The organism is Bradyrhizobium sp. SRS-191 (genome assembly GCF_024586915.1).
GTDB lineage: Bacteria > Pseudomonadota > Alphaproteobacteria > Rhizobiales > Xanthobacteraceae > Bradyrhizobium.
Map to the genome: position 1 here is coordinate 310,648 of NZ_JANBVS010000003.1, position 22,333 is coordinate 332,980.

The window sequence follows — 22,333 nt, forward strand, 5'->3', positions numbered from 1 at the left end:
GAACGTCGTAGATTGATTCATGACCATCGCCCTGCCCCGCGCCATGCTGATCGACATGGATGACACCATCCTGTCGGCCTATGGCCGACCCGAGATCGCCTGGAACATCGTCGCTACCGAATTCGCGGACGAGCTGGCGCCGCATACGCCGCACGCGGTGGCTGCCGCCATCCTGGCGTCGGCCCGCAGCTTCTGGTCGGTCGCCGGCGCCGAATGGCGGATGAAGCTGATCCAGGCGCGGCAGGAGGTGGTGAAGGGCGGCTTCGCGGCGCTCACCGGCCCTGCCTTGCCGACGGAGCTCGCGATCCGCATCGCCGACCGCTTCACCCGTTATCGCGACGAGCAGATGTTCGTCTTCCCCGGCGCCCATGAGGCAATCGACGAATTCAAGGCGCGCGGCGTCAAGCTCGCGCTGGTCACCAATGGCGAGGCCGGCCAGCAGCGCGCCAAGATCGAGCGCTTCGCGCTGGAGCACCGTTTCGACCACATCCAGATCGAGGGCGAACACGGCTTCGGCAAGCCCGAGGAGCGCGCCTATCTCCACGCGATGGAGCGGCTCGGCGTCGGCCCGGAAGACACCTGGATGATCGGCGACAATCTGGAATGGGAGATCGTCGCGCCGCAGCGGCTCGGCATCTATGCGATCTGGATCGACGTCCACGGTGACGGCCTGCCCGAAGGCTCCGACGTCAAGCCCGACCGCATCATCCGCTCGCTGACCGAGCTGGTGCCGGGCTGAGCGCCCGCTCATCGCGTCCGCTTCGGTCCAGTCATCCGCTTGTGCGCCTCCATCAGCATGGCGACGAAGGCCGTCACCTTCGGCGCCCGGAAGCGCGCCGCCGGATAGACCGCATGGATGCCGCCGGACGGCAGCGTCCATGACGGCAGGATGTGCACCAGACGACCGGCCGCCAGATCATCCCTGATCAGGAAATCCGGCAGCACCGCCAGACCGCCACCGGCCAGGGCTGCCGCCAGCACTGCGGGCGTGGTGTTGATCGTCAGCGCCGCGCTCATCTGCACATTTTCCTGCTCCGTCTCGCCCCGCGCGAACTGCCATGTCAACGGCTCGTTGAGCGCGCCGTTGGCGATGAAGGGCAGCGTCGCGAGCTCGCGCGGGCGCGCCACGCGCTTGACCAGGCCCGGTGTCGCGATCAGCAACTGGCGGAAGCTGTCGATGCGCCGCGTCTGCAGCGTGGAATCATCGAGCCATCCGACACGGATCGAGAGATCGATCTGATCGGCGATCAGGTCGACCTTGCTGTCGGCCAGCACCAAATCGACCCGGCAGGCCGGATAGCGGCGAGAGAACGCCGTCGCGACCGCGGCGAGGATGCAGGTGCCGTAGTCGTTCGGCGCAGCGATGCGCAACAGCCCCATCGGCTCGGCGCTGGACTGCGCCAGCTCGGCCACCGCGCTGTCGGCCTCGCGCAGGATCGCAGCGCAGCGGGCATGGAGCAGCCGCCCCGCCTCGGTCGGCTCGACCCGCCGCGTGGTGCGCACCAGCAGATCCGCCTTCAGTTCGCGCTCGAGCTGGGCGACCTGCTGGCTGACCACGGCCTTGGTGATGCCGAGCCGGTCGGCCGCGCGGGTGAACGACTTGGCGTCGACGACGGCGGCGAAATAGACCAGGCGATTGAGGTTGATCGGCTCCAGGACTGGCTCCGCGATTGTCAGCTCAGGGCATACAGTTTGTCCGATTATGCTGTCTTTATCAACAACGGCAGCCGGGCTAAATCCCGATCATGTCGATCCGAGACGGGCTCCGAGAAAGGATGCCGGCAATGAAACTGACCTATCTGTTCGATCCGCTGTGCGGGTGGTGCTACGGCGCAGGTCCTGCGATCGAGCAGTTGGCCGCCGTCGACGGCATCGCGATCGCGCTGCTGCCCACCGGCCTGTTTGCGGGCCGCGGCGCCGGCCGGATGGATGCGCAATTCGCCGAATATGCCTGGAGCAACGATCAGCGCATCGCCAGGCTGACCGGACAGCGCTTCTCCGACGACTACCGCACGCGCATCCTTGGCGGCGGCGGCGCCTTCGACTCGACGGCCGCGTCGCTCGGCCTGACGGCGGTCCATCTCACCGATCCCGGCCGCGAGATCGCGGCCCTGAAGGGGCTGCAGACCGCGCGCTACGTGCACGGGCAGGACATGGTCAGCGCCACGGGTGTCAGCGAGATCCTGCGATCGCTCGGCCTCGCGGACGCCGCCGAGCGGATGCTGGCGCCCGATCAGATGCTCGTCGAAGCCCATGAGCGCCGGCTCCACACCGCCGGGAGCCTGATGCGCCGCCACGGACTGTCCGGCGTGCCGGCCCTGCTGGCCGGCGAAGAGCCGGACCAGACGCCCCTGCCCGGCAACGTGCTGTATGACCCCATCGACGGCCTGCTCGCGCGACTTGGCGCGCGCTGAGCCCCTCATCCCCGATCGACCAGGCAACCTGAACCGGGCCGCAGCGCAGGGCCGGCACGCGGCCGGCTGCCTGGCCTCATCATTGGCTCACACCGAGGAGACGACCATGCCGACACGGAGACAGATCATGACGACAGCCATCGCGGGGACCGCCGCAGCGCTTCTCGGCGGCGCCGAGGGTGGCCATGCCGCCGAGAGCAAGCTTCGTTGGACGCATTTTCCAGCCGGCCCGAACGGCTTCTTCCGTGCCCCCGTGCTGCTGTCAGGCCCGACCGAAGCGCTGCTGATCGATGGCGGCTTCACCTATCCGGATGGCCGCGCGGTGGCGGCCGCCATCAAGGCCAGCGGCAAGACGCTGACCGCGATCTATGTCAGCCAGTCCGACCCCGACTACTATTTCAGCCTCAAGCCGATCCGGGACGCGTTTCCCGGCGTGAAGGTGCTAGCCGCCTCGGCCACCATCGAGTCCATCAAGGGCAATGTCGAGAAGAAGCTCGCGGTGTGGGGGCCGCAGCTGAAGGACAATGGTCCGCAGACGATGGCTGACATCGTCCTCCCCGAGCCGTTCGATGGCCCGTCGCTGACCGTCGACGGCGAGACGATCGAGATCGTCGCCGCCGAGGGGCTCGCCAACCGCCGCTATCTCTGGGTGCCGTCGCTCAAGGCCGTGTTCGGCGGCGTCATGATCTTCTCGGGCGTCCATGTCTGGACCGCCGACACCCCGACCAGGGAGCAGCGCGCCGCCTGGGTCGCCAACCTCGACAAGATCGCCGCGCGCGCTCCGGCCGTGGTGGTGGCCGGCCACGCCGTCGCCGACGCCGCCACCGACCTGTCCGGTGTCCGGCACACCAAGGCCTACCTCATCGCCTTCGAGGAGGAGCTCGCCAAGGCCAAGGACGCCGCCGCGCTCAAGGCCGCGATGGAGGCGAAGTTTCCAGGTCTCGGCATGGGCGTCGCCCTCGACATCGGCGGCAAGGTGGCCAAGGGCGAAATGAAGTGGGGCTGACGCCGGCCCCGGCGTCACCGCATTGAGCACGCAGAAGCGCCGGCCCGTCGGACCGGCGCATCGCACGGACGGGACTGTTCTGATCAGCCGGGTCGTTCGGCAACGTCGGAATCCGGCATGTGGATACGGCGCGGCGGCCTGCCACGAGGCCGAGTGCGACGGCGAGCCCGCACATTAGGTTCGCCTTCACCGTCATCGCACACGCGCCCTTAACCAGCCGCATCGTTCGCCGCGCTCCCCGGGGCGCCATGGGGCTGACGTAACCCAATCGCAATCGGCGCATCCGTCTAATCGCGGCGGGGCTTGGAGGGGACAGGCGGCCTGCTTGCGCGCGCCGCTTCGACCGATCGCAAGCCATCGTAGCAGCGTCGGTGTCATGGCTCTCAATCTGCCGCAGATCTCCCTGAGCGTGTCGATCAAGAACTCGCTCCTGACCTCGGTCTTCCTGCTGCTCGCGATCCTGGGCGGCGTGTCGGTGATGGCCACGATGCGGCTGTCGGCGCTGCAGGACGCGGTCGAGGCGATCAACCGCGACCGTCTGCCGAAAATTCGCGCGCTCGGCGATCTCAACGTCGGCATCGCCCATGCCCATCTCGTCGCCATCCGCGCCGCCCTGTCGACGGCGCCGGAGCCGCGTGCCGAGGCCGAAGGCGAGCTCAGGCGCCGCATCGTCGAGGTGCAGGCCAAGATCGCGGGCTTCAAGGACATGATCGGCCCGGATGCGCCGATGAAGATGGCGTTCGACCAATTCGTCAACAAATGGGACCTGTACCTGAAGCAGCAGGCGGTCATGCTCGAGCCGGAGGTCGGGGCGAACCGCGAGCGGCTGGAGCATGTCGTCAACGTTCAGACGCCGCCGATCTTCCAGGCGGTGGTCGACGCGATCGGCCATGGCCTCAAGCTCGCCGACCACCGGGCGGACAGCGCGATCGAGAGCGCGACGCTGGACGCGCAGCTGTTCCGGATCGTGCTGTGGTCGGTCAACGGCGTCAGCGTCCTGATCGGGCTCGCCACGCTGCTGTTCGTCATCCATGACGTGTCGATGCCGATCTTCCGCATCACCCGCAGCATGGAGGCGATCGCCAAGGGCGAGCTGCAGACCGAGATTCCCTATGCCGATCACACCAACGAGCTCGGCCTGATGGCGCGGGCGCTGGCGGTGTTCCGCAAGAGCCTGGTCGAGAACGAGCGGCTGAATGCGGCGACACGCACGCTCTCCGAGCTCAGCGAATGGCTGCAATCGGCCAAGTCCGAGCCCGAGCTCTACCAGATGATCTCGACGGTGCTCGGCGGGCTGATGCCCGAATGCACCGGCGCGCTCTACATCTACGCCGACAGCCGCGACGTGCTGGAGGTCGCCGCCGAATGGAACGGCACCTCGACGACCCGCTCGCTGCACCCTGACGATTGCTGGAGCCTGCGCCGCGGCCACGTCTACATCCACGGCACCAACGAGGTCGAATTCCGCTGCGATCACGTCCATGACGACGTCGACGAGAATTACTGTTGCATCCCGATCCTGGCGCATGGCGAGACCGTCGGCCTGCTGCATGTCGAGTACAATCACCAGGGCGAGGAGAGCGAAGCCGAGGCCAAGGCGCGCTTCGCCGACCGCGCCCGGCTGGGGCTCGCCTGCGCCGAGCATCTGTCGATCGCCATCGCCAACATCAAGCTGCGCGAGGGCCTGCGCGATCAGTCGCTGCGCGATGCACTCACCGGGCTCAACAATCGCCGCTGTCTGATCGAGACCGCACGTCGCCAATTGCTGCGCGCGTCGCGCAGCCGCACGCCGGTCAGCATCGTCACGCTGGACATCGATCACTTCAAATCGTTCAACGACAATCACGGCCACGAGGCCGGCGACACCGTGCTGCGCCATGTCGGCGAGATCCTCAAGGCCAGCTTCAGCGACGACGACGTGCCCTGCCGCCTCGGCGGCGAGGAATTCGTGGTGGTCATGCCGAACTGTGCCATCGAGGAAGCCGCACTGCGCGCCGAGGAGCTGCGCGCCCGCGTCGAGGCGCTCAACATCAGCTATGGCGACGGTATGCTGCCGCGGGTCACGGTGTCGGTCGGCGTCGCCGCCTATCCCGAAGCCGGCATGGATCTGACCGAGATCCTGCGCGTCGCCGACGGCGCGCTGTACCGCGCCAAGCAGAAGGGGCGCAACCGCGTCGAGCTCGCCTCGGGCGGCATGGTGCCGCCGCTCGACGAGGTGGCGAACCGCGCGGTGGCCAAGCTCGATGCGATCGTCGCACGCGCCGAGACCCGGCCGGTCGCGACTTCACCTTTGCCGTCGACTCCAAACGCGGTGCGGTCGAGCTGACGTGCCTGGGATGCACGGCTGAGCAGGACGGAGAGCGCCGGCTGCCTCCGGTCCAAACGATCGACATGAGCGAACACCTCCGAAGCCCGTGCGCCGGTCGTGGATCACACCCCGAGATTGTGTTATCGGTCAGTCACGCTTGAACGAGCGAAGGCTTGCTGATGACCTCACACGAGACCTCCGCCGATACGCCCACCGCCGTGTCCGGACGCCCCCCAGCCTCGGTCGCCGATGTGCAGACATCGCCGCCGCCACAGGGATTCTGGGCGCGCTTCCTGGACTGGAATCAGAAGCTGTCGGTGGTCAAGAACCTGACCTTCATCACCATCGCCACCGGCTTTCTCGGCGGCTACTTCCAATATCTCAGCGCCTATGAGGCGAAGGTCGGCGCGCTCGCCGAGGCCGACATGAAGGCGGCGACCGAGACCTTCGTGACAATCTCCAACGCCTATGCCGAAGCGCAGATGCTGCAGGAGCTGATCTTCTACAATTTCACGGCGGCCACGGCCGCCGGCGTCGATCCCGGCGACAAGGCGCTGACGACGAAAGCAGGCAGCGAGACTTTCGGGCTGTACACCAAGGCGCGGATGGCGCTGCGGCAGAACAGCAGCATCTTCGCGCACAAGGCGGAGATCTATATCGACTGGGCCAGCGACCGCGGCCGCGATCCCGAAGCGCCGCGCGTGCTGGATCAGGATCCCCTCAACGAGGCGCTGCTCGGCACCTATGATTTCGACTGCGATGCCGAGGCCAACATGCCGCGGCTGGGGGTGACGGGCCCGGCCGTCGATGATGCCGACCCGTGCCGGGCCGATGCGCCGCCGGCGCAGCCGGCCCAGCGTATCAATCTCTGCGCCGGGCGCGACAGCGGGCGACGGCCGGTCACGATCGACTGGCAGAGCGCCAAGCACCACCTCCTGACGATGCATTTCTGCTTCGAGCAGTCGCACCGCCAGATCTCGACCGCGCGGGTCTGGGCCTCCGGCAACACGGTGGGCGACGAGAGGGTGAAGGCGTTCAGGGAGAATGAAGCGCGCTACCGCGCGGCGCTCGACAAGCAGGTGGTGCGGCTGAACGCGTTCATGAGCCTCACCATGGCGCGGCTGGAAAGCATTCGCGTCAAATACCGTCCCTCCGGCTTCCTCTGCCATCTGCCGCTGCTGCGCGACGCCGTCGGCCTGTTCAGCCGGGAGTGCACGCCGGTTCGCGTCAGCTGATGAACACGTCCGGACGCTGCGGGGCGGCTAAGCTGCCGGAAGCAGGTGTCGCACCGCCGAGGCGATCATCACGCCGCCACCGGTGATCACGGCGGCATCGAGGATCGCGGCATGGATGTGCACGGGCATGCGCGCGACGAAGGCCTTGGCAAGGAAGGCGCCGGGCACGGCGACCGCGCCGATCAGCAGTGCGAAGGCCAGCACCTGCGCCGTGACGACGCCGGCGAGGCCGAACACGGAGATCTTGATCACGCCGGTCACGACCGAGATCATCGCGTCGGTGGCGATGACAGCGGCGCCTTCGAGGCCCGCCGCCATCAACAGCGACAGCAGGATGACGCCGGAGCCGGAGGTGCCGCCGACGAGCACACCATAACCGACCGCGCCGGCCGCGAGCCCGCCATTGCCGATCCGGACCTCGCGCTTGCGCAGAATGCGTCGCAAGGGAACGCTCATGATCAGCATCGTGCCGATCACGAAGGCGGCGCCGGCATTGGTGAGCCGGGTGTAGCCGTAGGCGCCCAGGGCCGTGGTCACGGCTGCCGCGGCGATCACGATGCCGGCGCGCGTGCGATCGGCATGCTGGATGTAGGCCGCGACCCGGCTGAGATTGGTGAGGATCGCGGAGATCGCGATGATCGGCACCACCGGCTCGGCGCCGACCATCGGCACCAGCACCAGCGGCATCAGCGCGCCGGTGCCGTAGCCGGCGAGACCACCGATGATGGAAGCGAATAGAGCGACGGACGCGACGAGCAGGAGCTGAAGCAGCGAGATATCGGCAAAGCCTGCCAGAAAATTCATGACCATCCGTCGCGGTTGACGCGCGCCGCCGCCTGATCGGCGATCGCGGTCAGGGATGCCTCGTCGTGCGCTCAATGCGCGCCAGCAAACCATCCTCTGCGAGAGCCAGTCCATCGCCGAGATGCCGTGGCTGCGCAACCCCGCGCACGGCCGGATCGACCGGCTTGCCCCACAATTTTTCGGCATGACCCGCGACGGCCACAGCTCTGCGCGCACGCCGGACGCAATCGCCTCAAAGCTCCGTGTAGTCCTGCACCGTATGCTCGCCCGACCAGATCCTCTCGGGATCGTAGATCCTCTCGCGGCGCTTCGCCCTGAAATCGACCCCGCGAACGATCTCCCCTGACGCTCTCGCCGGCGCGCTCCCGCTCGGCGCGTCGGGCAGCTCCATGCGGCGGCTGGCGGTGATGTCGTGATTGGTCATGGAGACTCCCTGGCTCCGTCGAGGAGCTATGTTATAACATAACATCCGTCAAGCCGATAACTCCTCGATATCACGCTGGGGTCGCGTAGAGCCGATCGGCGGGGCCTGGCCCCGCCCGCACCTCGTCAGGAACGTCCGTCGCGGTTGACGCGGGCGGCGGCCTGGTCGGCGATCGCGTTCAGCGATGCCTCGTCGAGCGGAAAGTCGGCGGCGAGCCAGGCATCCTCGGCGAGCGTGAGCACGTGGCCGAGCAGCGGACCCTCCGCCACCCCGCGCGCGATGAAATCGGCCGCCTTCAGCGGCAATTTCGGCGGCGTGAACCGCTGCGGCAACAGCGCGCGCTCGCGCCAGCGCGGGTCATCGCGATCGCGCCCGGTGCGCGCCCAGCCGAGCAGCAGGCGGTCGCGATAGACGGTCTCGCCGAGGCGATAGAGCAGCCGCCGCACCCGCGCCTCGTCGGCGGAGGCAAACCGCCACCAGCGGTGGCCCATGCCGTCCAACGCCTTGGTCTCTGCGTTGGACAGCTTCAGCCGCGCACCGAGCCGGCGCGCATCTTCCGTGACGGCCACAGCGAGCGCGGCAAGACGGCGGACCGGGCTCGGCTGCAGGTCCAGCTCGCGCTCGATGTCGATCATCGCCGCGAACGGGCCGAGATAGGCGACGCCGCCGAGCAGCGATGTCAGCAACCCGCCATCGGTCATCGCGGTGACCGCGCCGACCGTGCCGTCGGTGACAAGAAGCTTGAGCATCTCCATGCGCACCCGCTCGGCCGACAACGTCGCGAGCCCGCTGCGTCCGGCGATGCAGGCAAGATAACCGTCGCGATCGGGCGCGCCGTGGCCGAACGCCGCATGGATGCGGAAGAAGCGCAGGATGCGCAAGTAATCCTCGGCGATGCGCTGGGCGGGATCGCCGATGAAGCGCACGCGGCGTCGCGCAATGTCGGCGAGGCCGCCGACATGATCATGCACGACGCCATCGGGGCCGACGGACAGCGCGTTGATGGTGAAGTCGCGCCGATGTGCGTCACCGACCCAGTCGCGACCGAACTCGACCTTGGCCTTGCGGCCGAAGGTCTCGGTGTCCTCGCGCAAGGTCGTCACCTCGAACGGATGTCCGTCGAGCACGAGCGTCACGGTGCCATGGTCGATGCCGGTCGGCACGCTCTTGATCGAGGCGGCCTTGGCGCGCCGGATCACCTCGGCCGGCAAGGCCGTGGTCGCGATGTCGATGTCGCCGATGGGAATGCCGAGCAGCGCGTTGCGCACGGCGCCGCCGACCACGCGCGCCTCCTCACCGTCACAGTTGAGCAGCGCGAGCACGCGCGCGGCCGGACCGGAGGAGAGCCAGGGCGCATGCAGCACCCGCGCGCCGATCATTTCTCGACCCCTGGAACGAGCCTGCCGTCCTCGACGTGGGCCGGGACATAGGTCGAGCGCGGCGGCGCGCCGGAGAACGCGACAACCAGGAGCAGACTTGCAATTACCAACACCAGCGCCGCCACCGTCAATTTTGCAACCACATGAAGCGGCCAGTGGGCGGGCACCAACAACCCCGATCTGGTCGCGAGCAAGAACAGCACATAGACAGCAAAAGGAATGAGGAAAATTCCGATTTCCGTCAACACGGCTCGGATCATGACAGATAGATCCGTTCGTACAACACCCGAAGAATGCCCGCGGTTGCGCCCCAGATGTAGCGTTCGGCGAACGGCATCGCGTAATAAGAGCGCTCCATGCCGCGAAATTCCTTGGAATGCAGCTGGTGATTGGCGGGATCCATCAGGAACGCGAGCGGCACCTCGAAGGCATCGTCGACCTCGCCTTCGTTGATCTTGAGCGAGAACCCCGGCCGCACCCGCGCCACCGTCGGCAGGATGCGGAAGCCGAAGGCCGTGCCATAGACGTCGAGATAGCCGATCGGGTCGACGAAGCCGCGGTCGAGCCCGACCTCCTCCTCCGCCTCGCGCAGGGCCGCATCCAGCGGCGTGGCGTCGGTGACGTCGATCTTGCCGCCGGGAAAGGCGATCTGGCCGGCGTGGCTCGACAGGTTCGGCGAGCGCTGGGTCAGGAGCACGGTGGGCTCGGGATGATCGACCACGGCGATCAGCACCGCCGCAGGCCGGATCGGCTGCTCGCGGGCGATGATCTCGAGCATGCGATCGGTGCCGGAATCGCCGCTGGTCGGAATGACCTCGGGATCGAGCAGCGCCTGCGGAACGTCGAAGCGCAGCCGTTCCCGGCCGCGCGCAAAGAACTCGGCCGAACTCACCCCGGCCGTCCTGGTCCTCGCCACCATGGGCTCGTTCAAAGCGCCGCCCTCACCTCTTCTGCGTTGGCCATGGGGAAGAACGCGCCTGACGACTCCACCCCGAACATGACGGCACCATCGATCACCCGCTCCTCACCCATGTCAACAAGCTCATAGTAGAGCGCCCGCGTCACCTTGGCCCAGAGATCGGCGCGAACATGCAGATAGGGCGTGAGCCCGCCGCTCTCGCCCGGCTCGAAGCGCAGCCGGTGCTCGGCATCGCAGGACACCCAATCGTCGACATTGGTGCGGAAGTTGAGGCGCGCACCCTGCGCATCGGGCTCCTTCCGCATTTCTACGGCCATGAAGGGGACATCATCGACGCGAATGCCGACCTTCTCGACCGGCGTGACCAGGAAATAGCGGTCCCCCTCGCGCTTCAGAATGGTCGAGAACAGCCGGACCAGCGCAGGGCGGCCGATTGGCGTGCCCATGTAGTACCAGCTACCATCATTGGCGATTCGCATGTCGAGATCGCCGCAGAAGGGCGGATTCCACAGATGCACCGGCGGCAGGCCTTTTCCGGACGTGCCGGCCTGCGTTGCGGCTGATGTCAGCCGATCGAGTCCGTTGTCGGTGCTCTGCCCTTGCTTCGCCATGGTTTGCCCTGAGTTTGCGTTCGCCTTGGCACGATTGGTGCAAGATTTTATCGCGCTCGTCTGTGCAAAAGTTCCAGGCGGCCGTGCACGTCATGTAAGGTCGCCATATCGTGATGCCGTCAATACCCCGGAATGCCGATAATATGGGGATAGTTTAACTCAACGAATACAGCGCCTTCGCATAGATTGGCAGCCGCGTTCTGACAAACTGGAGCGGAACGTCGGTCGACAGGTTGAATCGGCAAGCTGAAGATGCGGGGCAGAAGGAGCGACGGGAATGGCTGAGAACGCCGAGAAGCTCGAGGATGCGATCGTCCGATCGGCCGAACAGGTCTCCGGTCAGATCCGCGCAGCGAAGGAGGCGATCTCCGGCGTCATCTTCGGCCAGGACCGCGTGGTGGAAAACACCCTGGTGACGATCCTGTCCGGCGGCCACGCGCTGCTGATCGGCGTCCCCGGCCTCGCCAAGACCAAGCTGGTCGAAACGCTCGGCGTCACGCTCGGCCTCGACGCCAAGCGCGTGCAGTTCACACCCGACCTGATGCCATCCGACATCCTCGGCGCCGAAGTGCTCGACGAGAGCACCGTCGGCAAGCGCTCATTCCGCTTCATCGCCGGCCCGGTATTCGCACAACTTCTGATGGCCGACGAGATCAACCGCGCCAGCCCGCGCACGCAGTCGGCGCTGCTGCAAGCCATGCAGGAACAGCACATCACCGTTGCGGGCGCCCGGCACGACCTGCCGAAGCCCTTCCATGTGCTGGCGACCCAGAATCCGCTGGAGCAGGAAGGCACCTATCCGCTCCCCGAGGCGCAGCTCGACCGTTTCCTGATGGAGATCGACGTCGACTATCCCGATCGCGACGCCGAGCGCCGCATCCTGTTCGAGACCACCGGCGCGCAGGAAAGTGCGGCCAAGGGCGCAATGACCGCGGACGCGCTGATCGCCGCGCAGCGGCTGGTGCGCCGGCTGCCGGTCGGCGATTCCGTGGTCGAGGCCATCCTGTCGCTGGTGCGCTCGGCGCGTCCCGGCCCTGAGGCCGGCGAGGCCGGCAAGCTGATCGCCTGGGGCCCGGGCCCGCGCGCCAGCCAATCCTTGATGCTGGCCGTGCGCGCCCGCGCGCTGCTCGACGGCCGTCTCGCGCCGTCGATCGATGACGTGCTCGATCTCGCCGAACCCGTGCTGAAGCACCGCATGGCGCTGACCTTCCCGGCCCGTGCCGAGGGACGCACCATTCCGGACGTGATCCGGCAGCTGAAGAGCCGGATCGGTTGATGGCGACAGCACCGGGGCACGCCGACAAGGAGATTCTCGCGATCCGGCGTGCCGATGGCGAAAGCCGGACGCTGGCGTCTTCTCTGCCACGCCTGGTGCTGGAAGCCCGACAGATCGCCGCCAACGTCATCCACGGCCTGCATGGCCGGCGACGCGCCGGCTCCGGCGAGAGCTTCTGGCAGTATCGCCGCTTCGTTTCCGGGGAGCCGTCGCAGCGCGTCGACTGGCGCCGCTCGGCGCGCGATGACCATTTGTATGTCCGCGAGCAGGAATGGGAAGCCGCGCACACCGTGTGGATCTGGCCGGATCGCTCGCCCTCGATGGCGTTCGCCTCCAAAGGCGCGCGCGACAGCAAGCTGGAACGGGCGCTGATCGTGACCTTCGCGCTGGCTGAGCTTCTGGTCGCGGGCGGCGAACGCGTCGGCATTCCCGGCCTGCTCAATCCGACCGCGAGCCGCAACGTGATCGACCGGATCGCGCAGGCGATGCTGCATGACGAAGCTGCACGGCCGAGCCTGCCGCCGTCCTTCGTGCCGTCGGCGCTCGCCGAGATCGTCGTGCTGTCGGACTTCTGGTCACCCATTCCCGAGATCAGCACCATGCTGGCCGGCCTGTCCGCCTCGGGCGCCCACGGCACGATGGTGCAGGTGGTCGATCCTGCCGAGGAGACCTTCCCCTATTCCGGCCGCGTCGAATTCGTCGAGCCCGAGGGCGGCGAGGTGATCACCGCCGGCCGCGCCGAGAGCTGGGCGCAGGACTATGTCGCCCGCGTCGCGCTGCATCGCGACCAGATCCGCGCCGAGACCGGCAAGCTCGGCTGGCTGTTCACGACGCACACCACCAGCCGTTCGGCGGCGGAGCTGCTGCTGTTCCTCCACGCCGGCATGACGACGAGCAAGCTTGGCGGAGGGCTGCGCGCATGATGGGTCTGCCGCTGTCGTTCGCGGAGCCGCTGCTGCTGACCGGACTGATCAGCCTGCCGGTGCTGTGGTGGCTGTTGCGGGTGATGCCGCCGCGGCCGCGGCGGATCGAGTTTCCGCCGACGCGGCTGTTGTTCGACATCACGCCGAAGGAAGAGACGCCGTCGCGTTCGCCGTGGTGGCTGACCTTGCTGCGCCTGATCGCGGCAGCGCTGGTGATCTTCGCGGCAGCCGGCCCGATCTGGAATCCGCGCACGGAGGCGGTCGGGAGCAAGGCGCCATTGGTGCTGCTGCTCGACGACAGCTGGAGCGCGGCGGCGAGCTGGGAGACCCGCATCAAGGCCGCCGACGAGATCATCGCCAATGCCGATGCCGACCGCCGCGGCGTCGCGCTGCTGCCGCTGTCGGAGCCCGCGCGCGATCTCACGCTGATGCCGGCTGGTGCCGCGCGCGTCGCGCTGCGCCAGATCGCGCCCAAGGCCTACACGACCGAGCGCGCCGATGCGCTGCCGCAGCTCGACCGTTTCCTGAAAGCGACGGGCGATGCCGAGATCCTGTGGTTCACCGACGGCGTCGATCCCGGTCGCGGCAGCGAGTTCGTCACCGGGCTCGCCAAGACCATCGGCGATCGCAGCCTGACCGTGTTCGAAGGCGGCACGACCTCGGCGCTGGCGCTCGCCGGCGCGGAGAACGCGGCCGCCAAGATGACGGTCAAGGTGCTGCGCGCCGATCTCTCGGTGCCCGGCGGCATCGTCCGCGCGCTCGACGCCAAGGGCTCGCCGCTCGGCGAGGCGCCATTCAGCTTCACCGGCAATGCGCATGACGCCGAGGCGAGCTTCGATCTGCCGGTCGAGCTACGCAACGACATCACGCGATTGGAGATCGCGGGCGAGCGCTCGGCGGGCGCCGTGCAGCTGCTCGACAAGCGCTGGCGCCGCCGCGCCGTCGGCATCGTCTCCGGCGCGACCAGCGACACCGCGCAGCCGCTGCTGGCGCCGACCTTCTATCTGACGCGCGCGCTGTCGCCGTTCGCCGATCTCCGGCTGGGCGATCGCGGCGCGCCGCAGCAGGTCATCACGCAGTTCCTCGATCAGAAAGTGCCGATGATCGTGATGGCCGATGTCGGCACCTTGTCGCCGGAGCTGCGCGACCGCCTCAACGGCTGGATCGAGAATGGCGGCGTGCTGGTGCGCTTCGCCGGTCCGCGGCTGGCGCAAGGCGACGACGACCTCGTGCCGGTGAAGCTGCGCCACGGCGGCCGCACGCTCGGCGGCAGCCTGACCTGGGAGAAGCCGCAGCATCTCGCCGCCTTCGCGGCCGACGGCCCGTTCGCCGGCATAACCGTGCCGAAGGACGTCACCGTCAATCGGCAAGTTCTGGCCGAGCCCGATGCCGTGCTCGCGACCAAGAGCTGGGCCTCGCTCGAGGACGGCACGCCGCTCGTCACCGGCGAGCATCGCGGCAAGGGCCTGATCGCGCTGTTTCATGTCAGCGCAGACATGCGATGGTCGGATCTGCCGATGTCCGGCGCGATGGTCGAGATGCTCCGCCGCATCGTCGACATGTCGGGCTACACCTCGACGCCGGGACCGGGTCCCGCCGGCGAGACCGCCAAGGCGACCTTGGCGCCGCTGCACATCCTCGACGGCTTCGGCGCCTTCGGACCGCCGCCTTCGACCGCCAAGCCGCTGCCGGCCGATTTCAACGACAGGGCCTCCCTGGATCATCCACCCGGCTTCTATGGCCCTGCCGACGGACCGACCGCAGTGAACACACTCAGCCCCTCCGATCGCATCCTGCAGCTCGACACCTCGACGCTGCGCGCCAAGCGCGCCAGCTACACGACCGCCGAGCCGCGTGATCTCCGGGGCATTCTGCTCTCGACGGCGCTGCTGCTGTTCCTGATCGATGCCGTCATCGTCGCCCTGCTCGGCGGCGCGCTGGCGGCGCTGATCCGGCGCCGCCGTCCGGCGACGGCCGTTCTCGCCTTTGCCCTCCTCGCCACGGCTGCGGTGATGGCGATCGCGATGCCGACAAGCGCGCGTGCCGATGCGGCGAGCGACGACTTCGCCATGCGCGCGGTGTCGCAGACGCGGCTCGCTTATGTCGTGACTGGAAATGCCGACGTCGATTCCATCGTCAAGGCCGGCCTGACCGGGCTGACCTTGTTCCTGGCGCAGCGCACCGCGCTCGAGGCCGGCGATCCCGTCGGCATCGATCCCGCCCATGACGAGCTCGCGTTCTTCCCGCTGATCTACTGGCCGATCGTGCCCGGCGCGCCGAAGCCGCCGCAGGACGCGATCAACAAGATCGACGCCTATATGAAGCAGGGCGGCACCGTGATCTTCGACACCCGCGACGCGGTCGAGGCGCCTCCGGGCGAGAACGGCGCGCAGCAGACGCCGGGCATGCAGTCGCTGCGCGAGATCCTCTCCTCGCTCGACGTGCCCGAGCTCGAGCCGGTGCCGCGCGAGCACGTGCTGACCAAGACGTTCTATCTGCTGCGCGACTTCCCCGGCCGCTTCACCGCGGGCCAGACCTGGGTCGAGGCGCTGCCGAAGGACGAGGACGAAGACAGCGCCACCCGGCCCGCGCGCGGCGGCGACGGCGTGTCGCCGATCATCATCACCTCGAACGATCTGGCCGGCGCCTGGGCGATCCGTCCCGACGGCCAGGCCATGTTGCCGATGGTGCCGGGCGAGCCGCGCCAGCGCGAGTTCGCCTTCCGCGCCGGCGTGAACATCGTGATGTACACGCTGACCGGCAACTACAAGGCCGACCAGGTGCACGCGCCGGCCCTGATCGAACGGCTCGGGCAGTGACGTCATTTTTGCGCGCAGGTCGCGCAAACCCCACAGCCGTCATAGCCGGGCTCGACCCGGCCATCCACGTCGCTCAGCGGACTCCGCTCGACATGGGTGGCCGGCACAAGGCCGGCCGTGACGAAGACAACTGCGAGTTTGCCTCATGAACTACGGCATCGCGTTCACGCCTCTGGTTCCGACTGTTGTGCTGTGGCTCGCGATCGGCGCGATCGCCGTCATCGCCGCGCTGCTGCTGATCAGCCGCTCGCGCTCGGCCTGGATCCGCGTCGCGGCGCTGGCCCTGATCGCGCTCGCCCTGGCCAATCCGCAGTTCACGCGCGAAGACCGCGAGCCGCTCACCTCGGTCGCCGCCGTCGTCGTCGACAAGAGCCCGAGCCAGAATTTCGGCGACCGTACCAAGCAGACGCAGGCGGGCCAGGAAGCGCTGGTCGACAGCCTGAAGAAGATCAAGGGTCTCGAAGTGCGCGTCGTCGATGCCGGCCAGGCTGACGGCGAGACCGACGGCACCCATCTGTTCAGCGCACTGACGTCGGCGCTGTCGGACGTCCCGGTCGATCGCGTCGCCGGCGCGTTCCTGATCACCGATGGCCGCGTGCACGACATTCCCGGCAACATGGCCGCGCTCGGCTTTCAGGCACCGCTACAGGCCTTGATCACCGGGCGGAAGGCCGAGCGCGACCGCCGCGTCGCGATCACAGCAGCCCCCCGCTTCGGCATCGTCGGCCAGCCGCAGACCATCAGCTTCCGGCTCGACGATCAGGGCGTCACCGGCGCCAACGCCAAGGTGGTGGTCCGCCGCGACGGCGAGGTCATCAGCGAACGCACCATGACCAGCGGTCAGACGTCGAAGATCGACGTCGACGTCAAGCACGAAGGCCAGAACATCGTCGAGATCGAGGCCTCGCCGCTCGACAACGAGCTGACGCTCGTCAACAACCGCGCGGTGGTGTCGATCGACGGCGTACGCGACAAGCTGCGCGTGCTCCTGGTGTCGGGCGAGCCGCATTCCGGCGAGCGCACCTGGCGCAACCTGCTGAAGTCGGACGCCAGCATCGACCTCGTCCACTTCACGATCCTGCGGCCGCCGGAGAAGCAGGACGGCACGCCGATCAACGAGCTGTCGCTGATCGCCTTCCCGACCCGGGAGCTGTTCCAGCAGAAGATCAACGAATTCCAGCTGATCATCTTCGATCGCTACGCCCGCCAGGGCGTGCTGCCGATCGCCTATTTCGACAACATCGCGCGCTATGTGCGCAATGGCGGCGCCGTGCTGGTCTCGGCCGGACCGGACTACGCGTCGAACACCAGCATCTGGCGCACGCCGCTCGATTCGGTATTGCCCGCCGAACCCGTCGGCGTCACCGAGAAGCCGTTCTATGCGCATCTCTCGGATGCCGGAAAACGCCATCCGGTGACGCGCGGGCTGGAAGGCTCAGGCACCGAGCCGCCGCGCTGGAGCCGATTCTTCCGCACCGTCGAAACGCGCAACGCCGTCAGCCCGCCGGTCATGACCGGCGCCGACGGCAAGCCGCTGTTGTTGCTGTCGCGCTTCGGCGCCGGCCGTGTCGCGCTGCTGCTGTCCGATCACATCTGGCTATGGGCGCGCGGCTATGAAGGCGGCGGCCCGCATCTCGATCTGCTCCGGCGCATGTCGCACTGGCTGATGCAGCAGCCTGATCTGGACGAGGAAGCGTTGCGCCTGCAGATGCAGGGCAAGGACCTCGCCGTCGTCAGGCAGACCATGGGCGACACCGTGCCGCCGGTGACCGTGACCTCGCCGTCGGGCCAGACGCGCGAACTCACGCTGGCCCAAGGCGATCCCGGCGAGTGGCGCGCGACCCTGCCCGCCAACGAGCTTGGCCTGTGGCAGGCGACCGACGGCACCTTGAAGGCGCTGATCAATGTCGGCCCGACCAACCCGAAGGAATTCTCCGAGGTCACCTCGACCACCGAGACGTTGAAGCCGCTGGCGCAGGCGACCGGCGGCGACGCCCGCCGCATCGCCGACGGCTCCAGCCTCGACATGCCGCGCATCGTGCCCGTCAAGTCGTCGACCTCGTTCAGCGGCGATGGCTGGATGGGCGTGCGGATGCGCGACGCCAGCGTCGTCAAGGGCGTCGGCGTGCTGCCGATGTTTGCCGGCGTGATCGGCCTGCTGCTGCTGCTCGGCGCGCTCGCTGCGACCTGGGTTCGCGAGGGACGCTAAGGCCCAAAGTGTGAAGCCCGCACCTTGTGGTGCGGGCAACGTGGCGCGAAGAGCACAATGGCTCCGATTCCGCGTAGCCTCCGCAGCGTCCCGATTGACGGCAAGAAGCCCCCTTGCGATGTTACATTGTAACAACGGCTGAGCTGCTCAGCTGAACGGGGTGGCCAATCGACATGAGCCGGATCGACATGAGCCAGAGCTGGCCATGAGCTGGTTTCGCGCGAACATGAAGGGTGGCGCGCGGCTGGCGCTGTTCGCGCTGCTGCTGCAATTCGCGCTCGCTTTCGGCCACGTGCATTGGCTCGCCGGACAAATTGCCGACGGCGGCCGCGTTACGACCGCGCAGGCTCACACCGGCTCCGCACCCGCAAGCCAGGATCCCGACCAGCAACCCTCCGCCGACGGCTGCGCGATCTGCGCCGTCATGGCGATGGCGCAGTCGATCCTGCTGTCGCCGGCCCCCGTTCTCACGCTTCCTGAATCCGTCGCGTTTCGTCTCCCCGACGCGATCACGGTCGCTCTCGCGGCAGTCGTCATCGACGCCGCCTTCCAGCCGCGCGCTCCTCCCCTCGCCTGATCCGAGCCGCTCAAGACGCTGCAATGGGTGCGCTCACACGCGTCCTGCAGCGTGCAGGAATGGACCCGTCGCCCAGCGACGGCAGGCGCATCCCACCAGCAAACAGACCATGTGGGACGCCTGATCAGGATCAGGAATGGAAGAATGTTGCCGAGAGCTTTGATGTCGGGCTGCAGCGTCGCAGCCATGTTGTGCGTTTTGGGCGCGACCGCGCGTGCCGATGATCCCAAGCCGGCGGCGGCAGAGCTGCCGGAGGTCAACGTGACGGCACCGAGCCCGATCCGCGCCCGCAAGCCGGTGGTGCCGCGGCCCAATCCCACGGCACGGGTTGCCGGCCGCGGCACCCGCGCTCCGGCGCCGTCACGCGAGGCTCAGACCGCGCCGCCTTCGCCGCAGCAGGGTGTGACGCCTATCGTGACCGACCAGTTCGCGACCGTCACGGTGGTGCCGAACGAGGAGCTTCGCCGCTCCGGCGCGGCCACGCTCGGCGATCTCCTCAACTCCAAGCCGGGCATCACCGGATCGAGCTTCGCACCGGGCGCCTCGAGCAGGCCGATCATCCGCGGCCTCGACGTCAACCGCGTCGGCATCGTCGAGAACGGCATCGGCGGCGGCGGCGCATCCGACCTCGGCGAGGATCATTTCGTGCCGATCGATCCGCTCACCAGCGACCAGATCGAAGTGGTCCGCGGCCCGGCGGCGCTGCGCTACGGCTCGACCTCGATCGGAGGCGTCGTCAGCGCCACCAACAACCGCATTCCGCAGGCGTTGCCGACCTGCTCGACCACGCCATTTCAGACCTACGGCCTGCCGGCGAGCGCGCCGGCCGCGGGCGCTTCGCCTTGCGTCACCGCGGAGACGCGCACCTCCGTCAGCTCGGTCGATCGTGGCGTCGAAGGCGGCGTGCTGCTCGACGCCGGCGGCGGCAATTTTGCGCTCCACGCCGACGCCTATGGCCGCAAGACCGGCGACTATGCGATCCCCGGCTATCCCTACCGGTTCGACCAGACCCGCCCCGTGAACGGCCGCCAGCCCAACTCGGCCGTACAGAACGATGGCGCCTCGATCGGCGGCAGCTACTTCTTCACCGGCGGCTTCATTGGAGCTGCGATCCAGCAGACCGATGCGCTCTACCACATCCCCGGCATCGACGGCGCCGACAGCCGCACCCGGATCGACGCGCACCAGACCAAGATCACCGCGAAGGGCGAGTACCGGCCCGACTCCGCGGCCATCGACGCGATCCGCTTCTGGGCCGGGGCGACCGACTATCGGCACAACGAGATCGGCTTGGCCGATACGACCGATCCGACCACCGACGGCGTGCGTCAGACCTTCACCAACCGCGAGCAGGAAATTCGCGTCGAAATGCAGATGATGCCCGTCAATCTGCGCTTCGCGACGCTGACGACCGCCTACGGCGTGCAGGCCGGGCACCAGGAACTCAATGCGCCGAGTCCCGACAATCCCGGCTCGGTGTTCAACGGCCTGTTCGGCCCCAACACCAACAACCGCGTCGCCGGCTACGTCTTCAACGAGCTTGCGTTTACGCCCTCGACCAAGGCGCAGATCGCCGGCCGCATCGAGCATGTCTCGCTGAACGGCTCGACGCCGAACTTCCCGGGGGACTATCTGCCGGACGGCACGCCTCAGGCCAACATCGCGCGCAATCCGTCCTACACGCCGAAGAGCGCCAGCGTCGGCCTGTTGCAGAACCTGCCCGGCGATCTCGTGGCGAGCGTCACCGCGCAATATGTCGAGCGCGCGCCGAAGGCGGCCGAGCTGTTCTCGCGCGGCGGCCATGACGCGACAGCGACCTTCGACATCGGCAATCCCAACTTGACGATCGAGACCGCCAAGACCGTCGAGGCGGGCCTGCGCAAGGCGACCGGTCCGTTCCGCTTCGAGGCGACCGCCTACTACACGCAGTTCAGCAACTTCATCTATCGGCGGCTGACCGGCGTGATGTGTGATGATGATTTCGCCTCCTGCGGCACGACGGGCACCACGCTGAACCAAGCCGTCTACTCACAGCGCAACGCGATGTTCCGCGGCTTCGAGTTCCAGAGCCAGTACGATGTCTCCCAGCTCGGCACCGGCATCTGGGGCATTGAGAACCAGTTCGACGTCGTCCGCGCCACCTTCCCGGACGGCACCAACGTGCCGCGCATCCCGCCGATGCGCGTCGGCGGCGGCGTGTTCTGGCGCGATGCCAACTGGCTGACCCGGATCAACCTGCTGCACGCCTTCGCACAGAACGACGTGGCGCAGATCGCGGAGACACCGACGCCGGGCTACAACCTGCTGAAAGCCGAGGTCAGCTATCGCACCAAGCTCGATCCGAACATGTTCGGAGCGCGCGAGATGCTGGTCGGCATGGTCGGCAACAATCTCTTGAATGAGAAGATCCGCAACTCCGTGTCCTACACCAAGGACGAGGTGCTGCTGCCCGGCATCGGCGTGCGGATTTTTGCGAATTTGAAGTTCTGATCTCGCCATCTTCACCTCTCCCCGCTTGCGGGGAGAGGTCGGATTGCATCGAACGATGCAATACGGGTGAGGGGGTACAGGTCTCACCACGCACACCACTCGTGCGGCTCCCCCCCAACCCTCTCAGCTCGAGCGAAGCTCGTCGCGCCCCCGTGAAGAACGGGGAGAGGGAGCGCAGCGTGCGCGAGGCAAGAGTGCTAGCTTTTACAGAAGATTTCGCGCGACCTACTTCGCGTAGTCCCAATCCGGCCGGATTTCGCCTTCGACGCCCTCGAACGCGCCCTCGACCAGTTCATTCACCAGCAGCCGGCTGTAGTCGACCGGACCCGGCATCGTCGCCCGGCCCTTCGGCACCGGCTTGAAGCCGACGCGGGTGTAATAGGCGGCGTCGCCGACCAGCAGGATGAAGCGGTGGCCCTGCGTGCGCGCATCCGCGATCGAGCGCTCCATCAGCAAGCGGCCGATGCCGTGCTTGCGGAACGGCGGCTCGACGGTCAGCGGACCGAGCATCAACGCCTTGGTGTCGCCGACGCAGATCGGCAGCTGGCGCACCGAGCCGACCAGCAAGGTGCCGATATGGGCGGTGAACGACAATTCGAGCAGATGGTCGACATGCTCGCGCAGCCGATAGGCGCTCAGCACGAAACGGCCGGGACCGAAGGTGCGCTCATGCAGCCGCTCGATGGCTTGCGCATCGCCCGGCTTCTCCGCGGAGATCGTAATGGAAAGGTCACTCATGTGGGGTGGCGGGATAGCATCCCGCGACGGCGCGGTCCATGGCGTGGAAGCCCCGGGCTGACGGCAATCGTCCGCCGCGCCGGCATGCTGATTTTCTGAGCATTCACACCGCCTGACCGAAGATTGTGCTGAGATGTCAAGTTTCCCCACAACGCTTCGCATAACCTGCGTCCGGTCATGAGCGTTGCGGCCGCCGTCGTG

The 22,333-nt window shown here is 67.6% G+C and carries 19 protein-coding genes; 11 read left to right on the forward strand and 8 right to left on the reverse strand.

Annotated features, from left to right (window positions below):
• The first annotated feature begins 19 nt into the window (after positions 1–19).
• Positions 20–739, forward strand: coding sequence for an HAD family hydrolase (locus tag NLR35_RS08195; protein WP_257166034.1), 720 nt, complete (start codon positions 20–22; stop codon positions 737–739).
• A gap of 8 nt (positions 740–747) precedes the next feature.
• Here the strand turns inward: NLR35_RS08195 and NLR35_RS08200 are convergent, their stop codons facing one another.
• Complete coding sequence (locus NLR35_RS08200) at positions 748–1,656, reverse strand: LysR family transcriptional regulator (protein ID WP_257166162.1); 909 nt, start codon at positions 1,654–1,656, stop codon at positions 748–750.
• Between the two features lie 128 nt (positions 1,657–1,784).
• On the opposite strand from NLR35_RS08200, the gene NLR35_RS08205 reads away from it, so the two are divergent.
• The 4 genes from NLR35_RS08205 to NLR35_RS08220 all read left to right on the forward strand — a co-directional run bounded on the left by NLR35_RS08205 (position 1,785) and on the right by NLR35_RS08220 (position 6,963).
• Positions 1,785–2,414: a DsbA family protein gene (locus tag NLR35_RS08205; protein WP_257166035.1), complete on the forward strand. Its 630-nt coding sequence runs from the start codon at positions 1,785–1,787 to the stop codon at positions 2,412–2,414.
• Between the two features lie 106 nt (positions 2,415–2,520).
• Positions 2,521–3,420: an MBL fold metallo-hydrolase gene (locus NLR35_RS08210; protein WP_257166036.1), complete on the forward strand. Its 900-nt coding sequence runs from the start codon at positions 2,521–2,523 to the stop codon at positions 3,418–3,420.
• Between the two features lie 376 nt (positions 3,421–3,796).
• Complete coding sequence (locus tag NLR35_RS08215) at positions 3,797–5,746, forward strand: diguanylate cyclase (RefSeq protein ID WP_257166037.1); 1,950 nt, start codon at positions 3,797–3,799, stop codon at positions 5,744–5,746.
• A gap of 161 nt (positions 5,747–5,907) precedes the next feature.
• Positions 5,908–6,963, forward strand: a complete 1,056-nt coding sequence (locus tag NLR35_RS08220) for a hypothetical protein (protein ID WP_257166038.1) — start codon at positions 5,908–5,910, stop codon at positions 6,961–6,963.
• 27 nt (positions 6,964–6,990) lie between these two features.
• On the opposite strand, the gene NLR35_RS08225 is transcribed toward NLR35_RS08220, so the two are convergent.
• From NLR35_RS08225 to NLR35_RS08250, 6 genes are all read right to left on the reverse strand, one after another.
• Positions 6,991–7,767 carry a TSUP family transporter gene (locus NLR35_RS08225; protein WP_257166039.1) on the reverse strand — a complete coding sequence of 259 codons (777 nt, stop codon included), beginning with the start codon at positions 7,765–7,767 and terminating at the stop codon, positions 6,991–6,993.
• A 232-nt stretch (positions 7,768–7,999) separates the two neighbouring features.
• Positions 8,000–8,191: a hypothetical protein gene (locus NLR35_RS08230; RefSeq protein ID WP_257166040.1), complete on the reverse strand. Its 192-nt coding sequence runs from the start codon at positions 8,189–8,191 to the stop codon at positions 8,000–8,002.
• 125 nt (positions 8,192–8,316) lie between these two features.
• Positions 8,317–9,570, reverse strand: a complete 1,254-nt coding sequence (locus NLR35_RS08235) for a CCA tRNA nucleotidyltransferase (RefSeq protein WP_257166041.1) — start codon at positions 9,568–9,570, stop codon at positions 8,317–8,319.
• Entirely contained in the window at positions 9,567–9,830 is a 264-nt protein-coding gene (locus tag NLR35_RS08240) for a DUF6111 family protein (protein ID WP_257166042.1), read from the reverse strand. The genes NLR35_RS08235 and NLR35_RS08240 overlap by 4 nt, the downstream gene beginning before the upstream one ends.
• A complete protein-coding gene (locus tag NLR35_RS08245) occupies positions 9,827–10,489 on the reverse strand; it encodes a CoA pyrophosphatase (protein ID WP_374940796.1) in 663 nt (220 codons plus the stop codon). Before NLR35_RS08245 ends, NLR35_RS08240 begins: the two co-directional genes overlap by 4 nt.
• 8 nt (positions 10,490–10,497) lie before the next feature.
• Positions 10,498–11,100 carry a DUF1285 domain-containing protein gene (locus tag NLR35_RS08250; protein ID WP_257166044.1) on the reverse strand — a complete coding sequence of 201 codons (603 nt, stop codon included), beginning with the start codon at positions 11,098–11,100 and terminating at the stop codon, positions 10,498–10,500.
• A 277-nt stretch (positions 11,101–11,377) separates the two neighbouring features.
• Here NLR35_RS08250 and NLR35_RS08255 point away from each other — a divergent pair, with 277 nt between their 5' ends.
• The 6 genes from NLR35_RS08255 to NLR35_RS08280 all read left to right on the forward strand — a co-directional run bounded on the left by NLR35_RS08255 (position 11,378) and on the right by NLR35_RS08280 (position 21,394).
• Positions 11,378–12,376: a MoxR family ATPase gene (locus tag NLR35_RS08255; protein WP_257166045.1), complete on the forward strand. Its 999-nt coding sequence runs from the start codon at positions 11,378–11,380 to the stop codon at positions 12,374–12,376.
• On the forward strand, positions 12,376–13,299 hold the full coding sequence (locus tag NLR35_RS08260) for a DUF58 domain-containing protein (protein ID WP_257166046.1): 924 nt from the start codon (positions 12,376–12,378) through the stop codon (positions 13,297–13,299). Before NLR35_RS08255 ends, NLR35_RS08260 begins: the two co-directional genes overlap by 1 nt.
• Positions 13,296–16,118 carry a DUF4159 domain-containing protein gene (locus NLR35_RS08265; RefSeq protein WP_257166047.1) on the forward strand — a complete coding sequence of 941 codons (2,823 nt, stop codon included), beginning with the start codon at positions 13,296–13,298 and terminating at the stop codon, positions 16,116–16,118. The genes NLR35_RS08260 and NLR35_RS08265 overlap by 4 nt, the downstream gene beginning before the upstream one ends.
• 145 nt (positions 16,119–16,263) lie before the next feature.
• Entirely contained in the window at positions 16,264–18,327 is a 2,064-nt protein-coding gene (locus tag NLR35_RS08270; protein ID WP_257166048.1) for a hypothetical protein, read from the forward strand.
• A 205-nt stretch (positions 18,328–18,532) separates the two neighbouring features.
• Positions 18,533–18,904 (forward strand): DUF2946 family protein, encoded by a 372-nt coding sequence (locus NLR35_RS08275; protein WP_257166049.1) that lies wholly within the window; start codon positions 18,533–18,535, stop codon positions 18,902–18,904.
• 162 nt (positions 18,905–19,066) lie between these two features.
• The gene (locus tag NLR35_RS08280) at positions 19,067–21,394 is read left to right on the forward strand and encodes a TonB-dependent receptor (protein ID WP_257166050.1); all 2,328 of its coding nucleotides are present in this window, start codon (positions 19,067–19,069) and stop codon (positions 21,392–21,394) included.
• Positions 21,395–21,619: 225 nt separating this feature from the next.
• Here the strand turns inward: NLR35_RS08280 and NLR35_RS08285 are convergent, their stop codons facing one another.
• Positions 21,620–22,132 (reverse strand): GNAT family N-acetyltransferase, encoded by a 513-nt coding sequence (locus NLR35_RS08285; RefSeq protein ID WP_257166051.1) that lies wholly within the window; start codon positions 22,130–22,132, stop codon positions 21,620–21,622.
• Positions 22,133–22,333 lie beyond the last annotated feature (201 nt).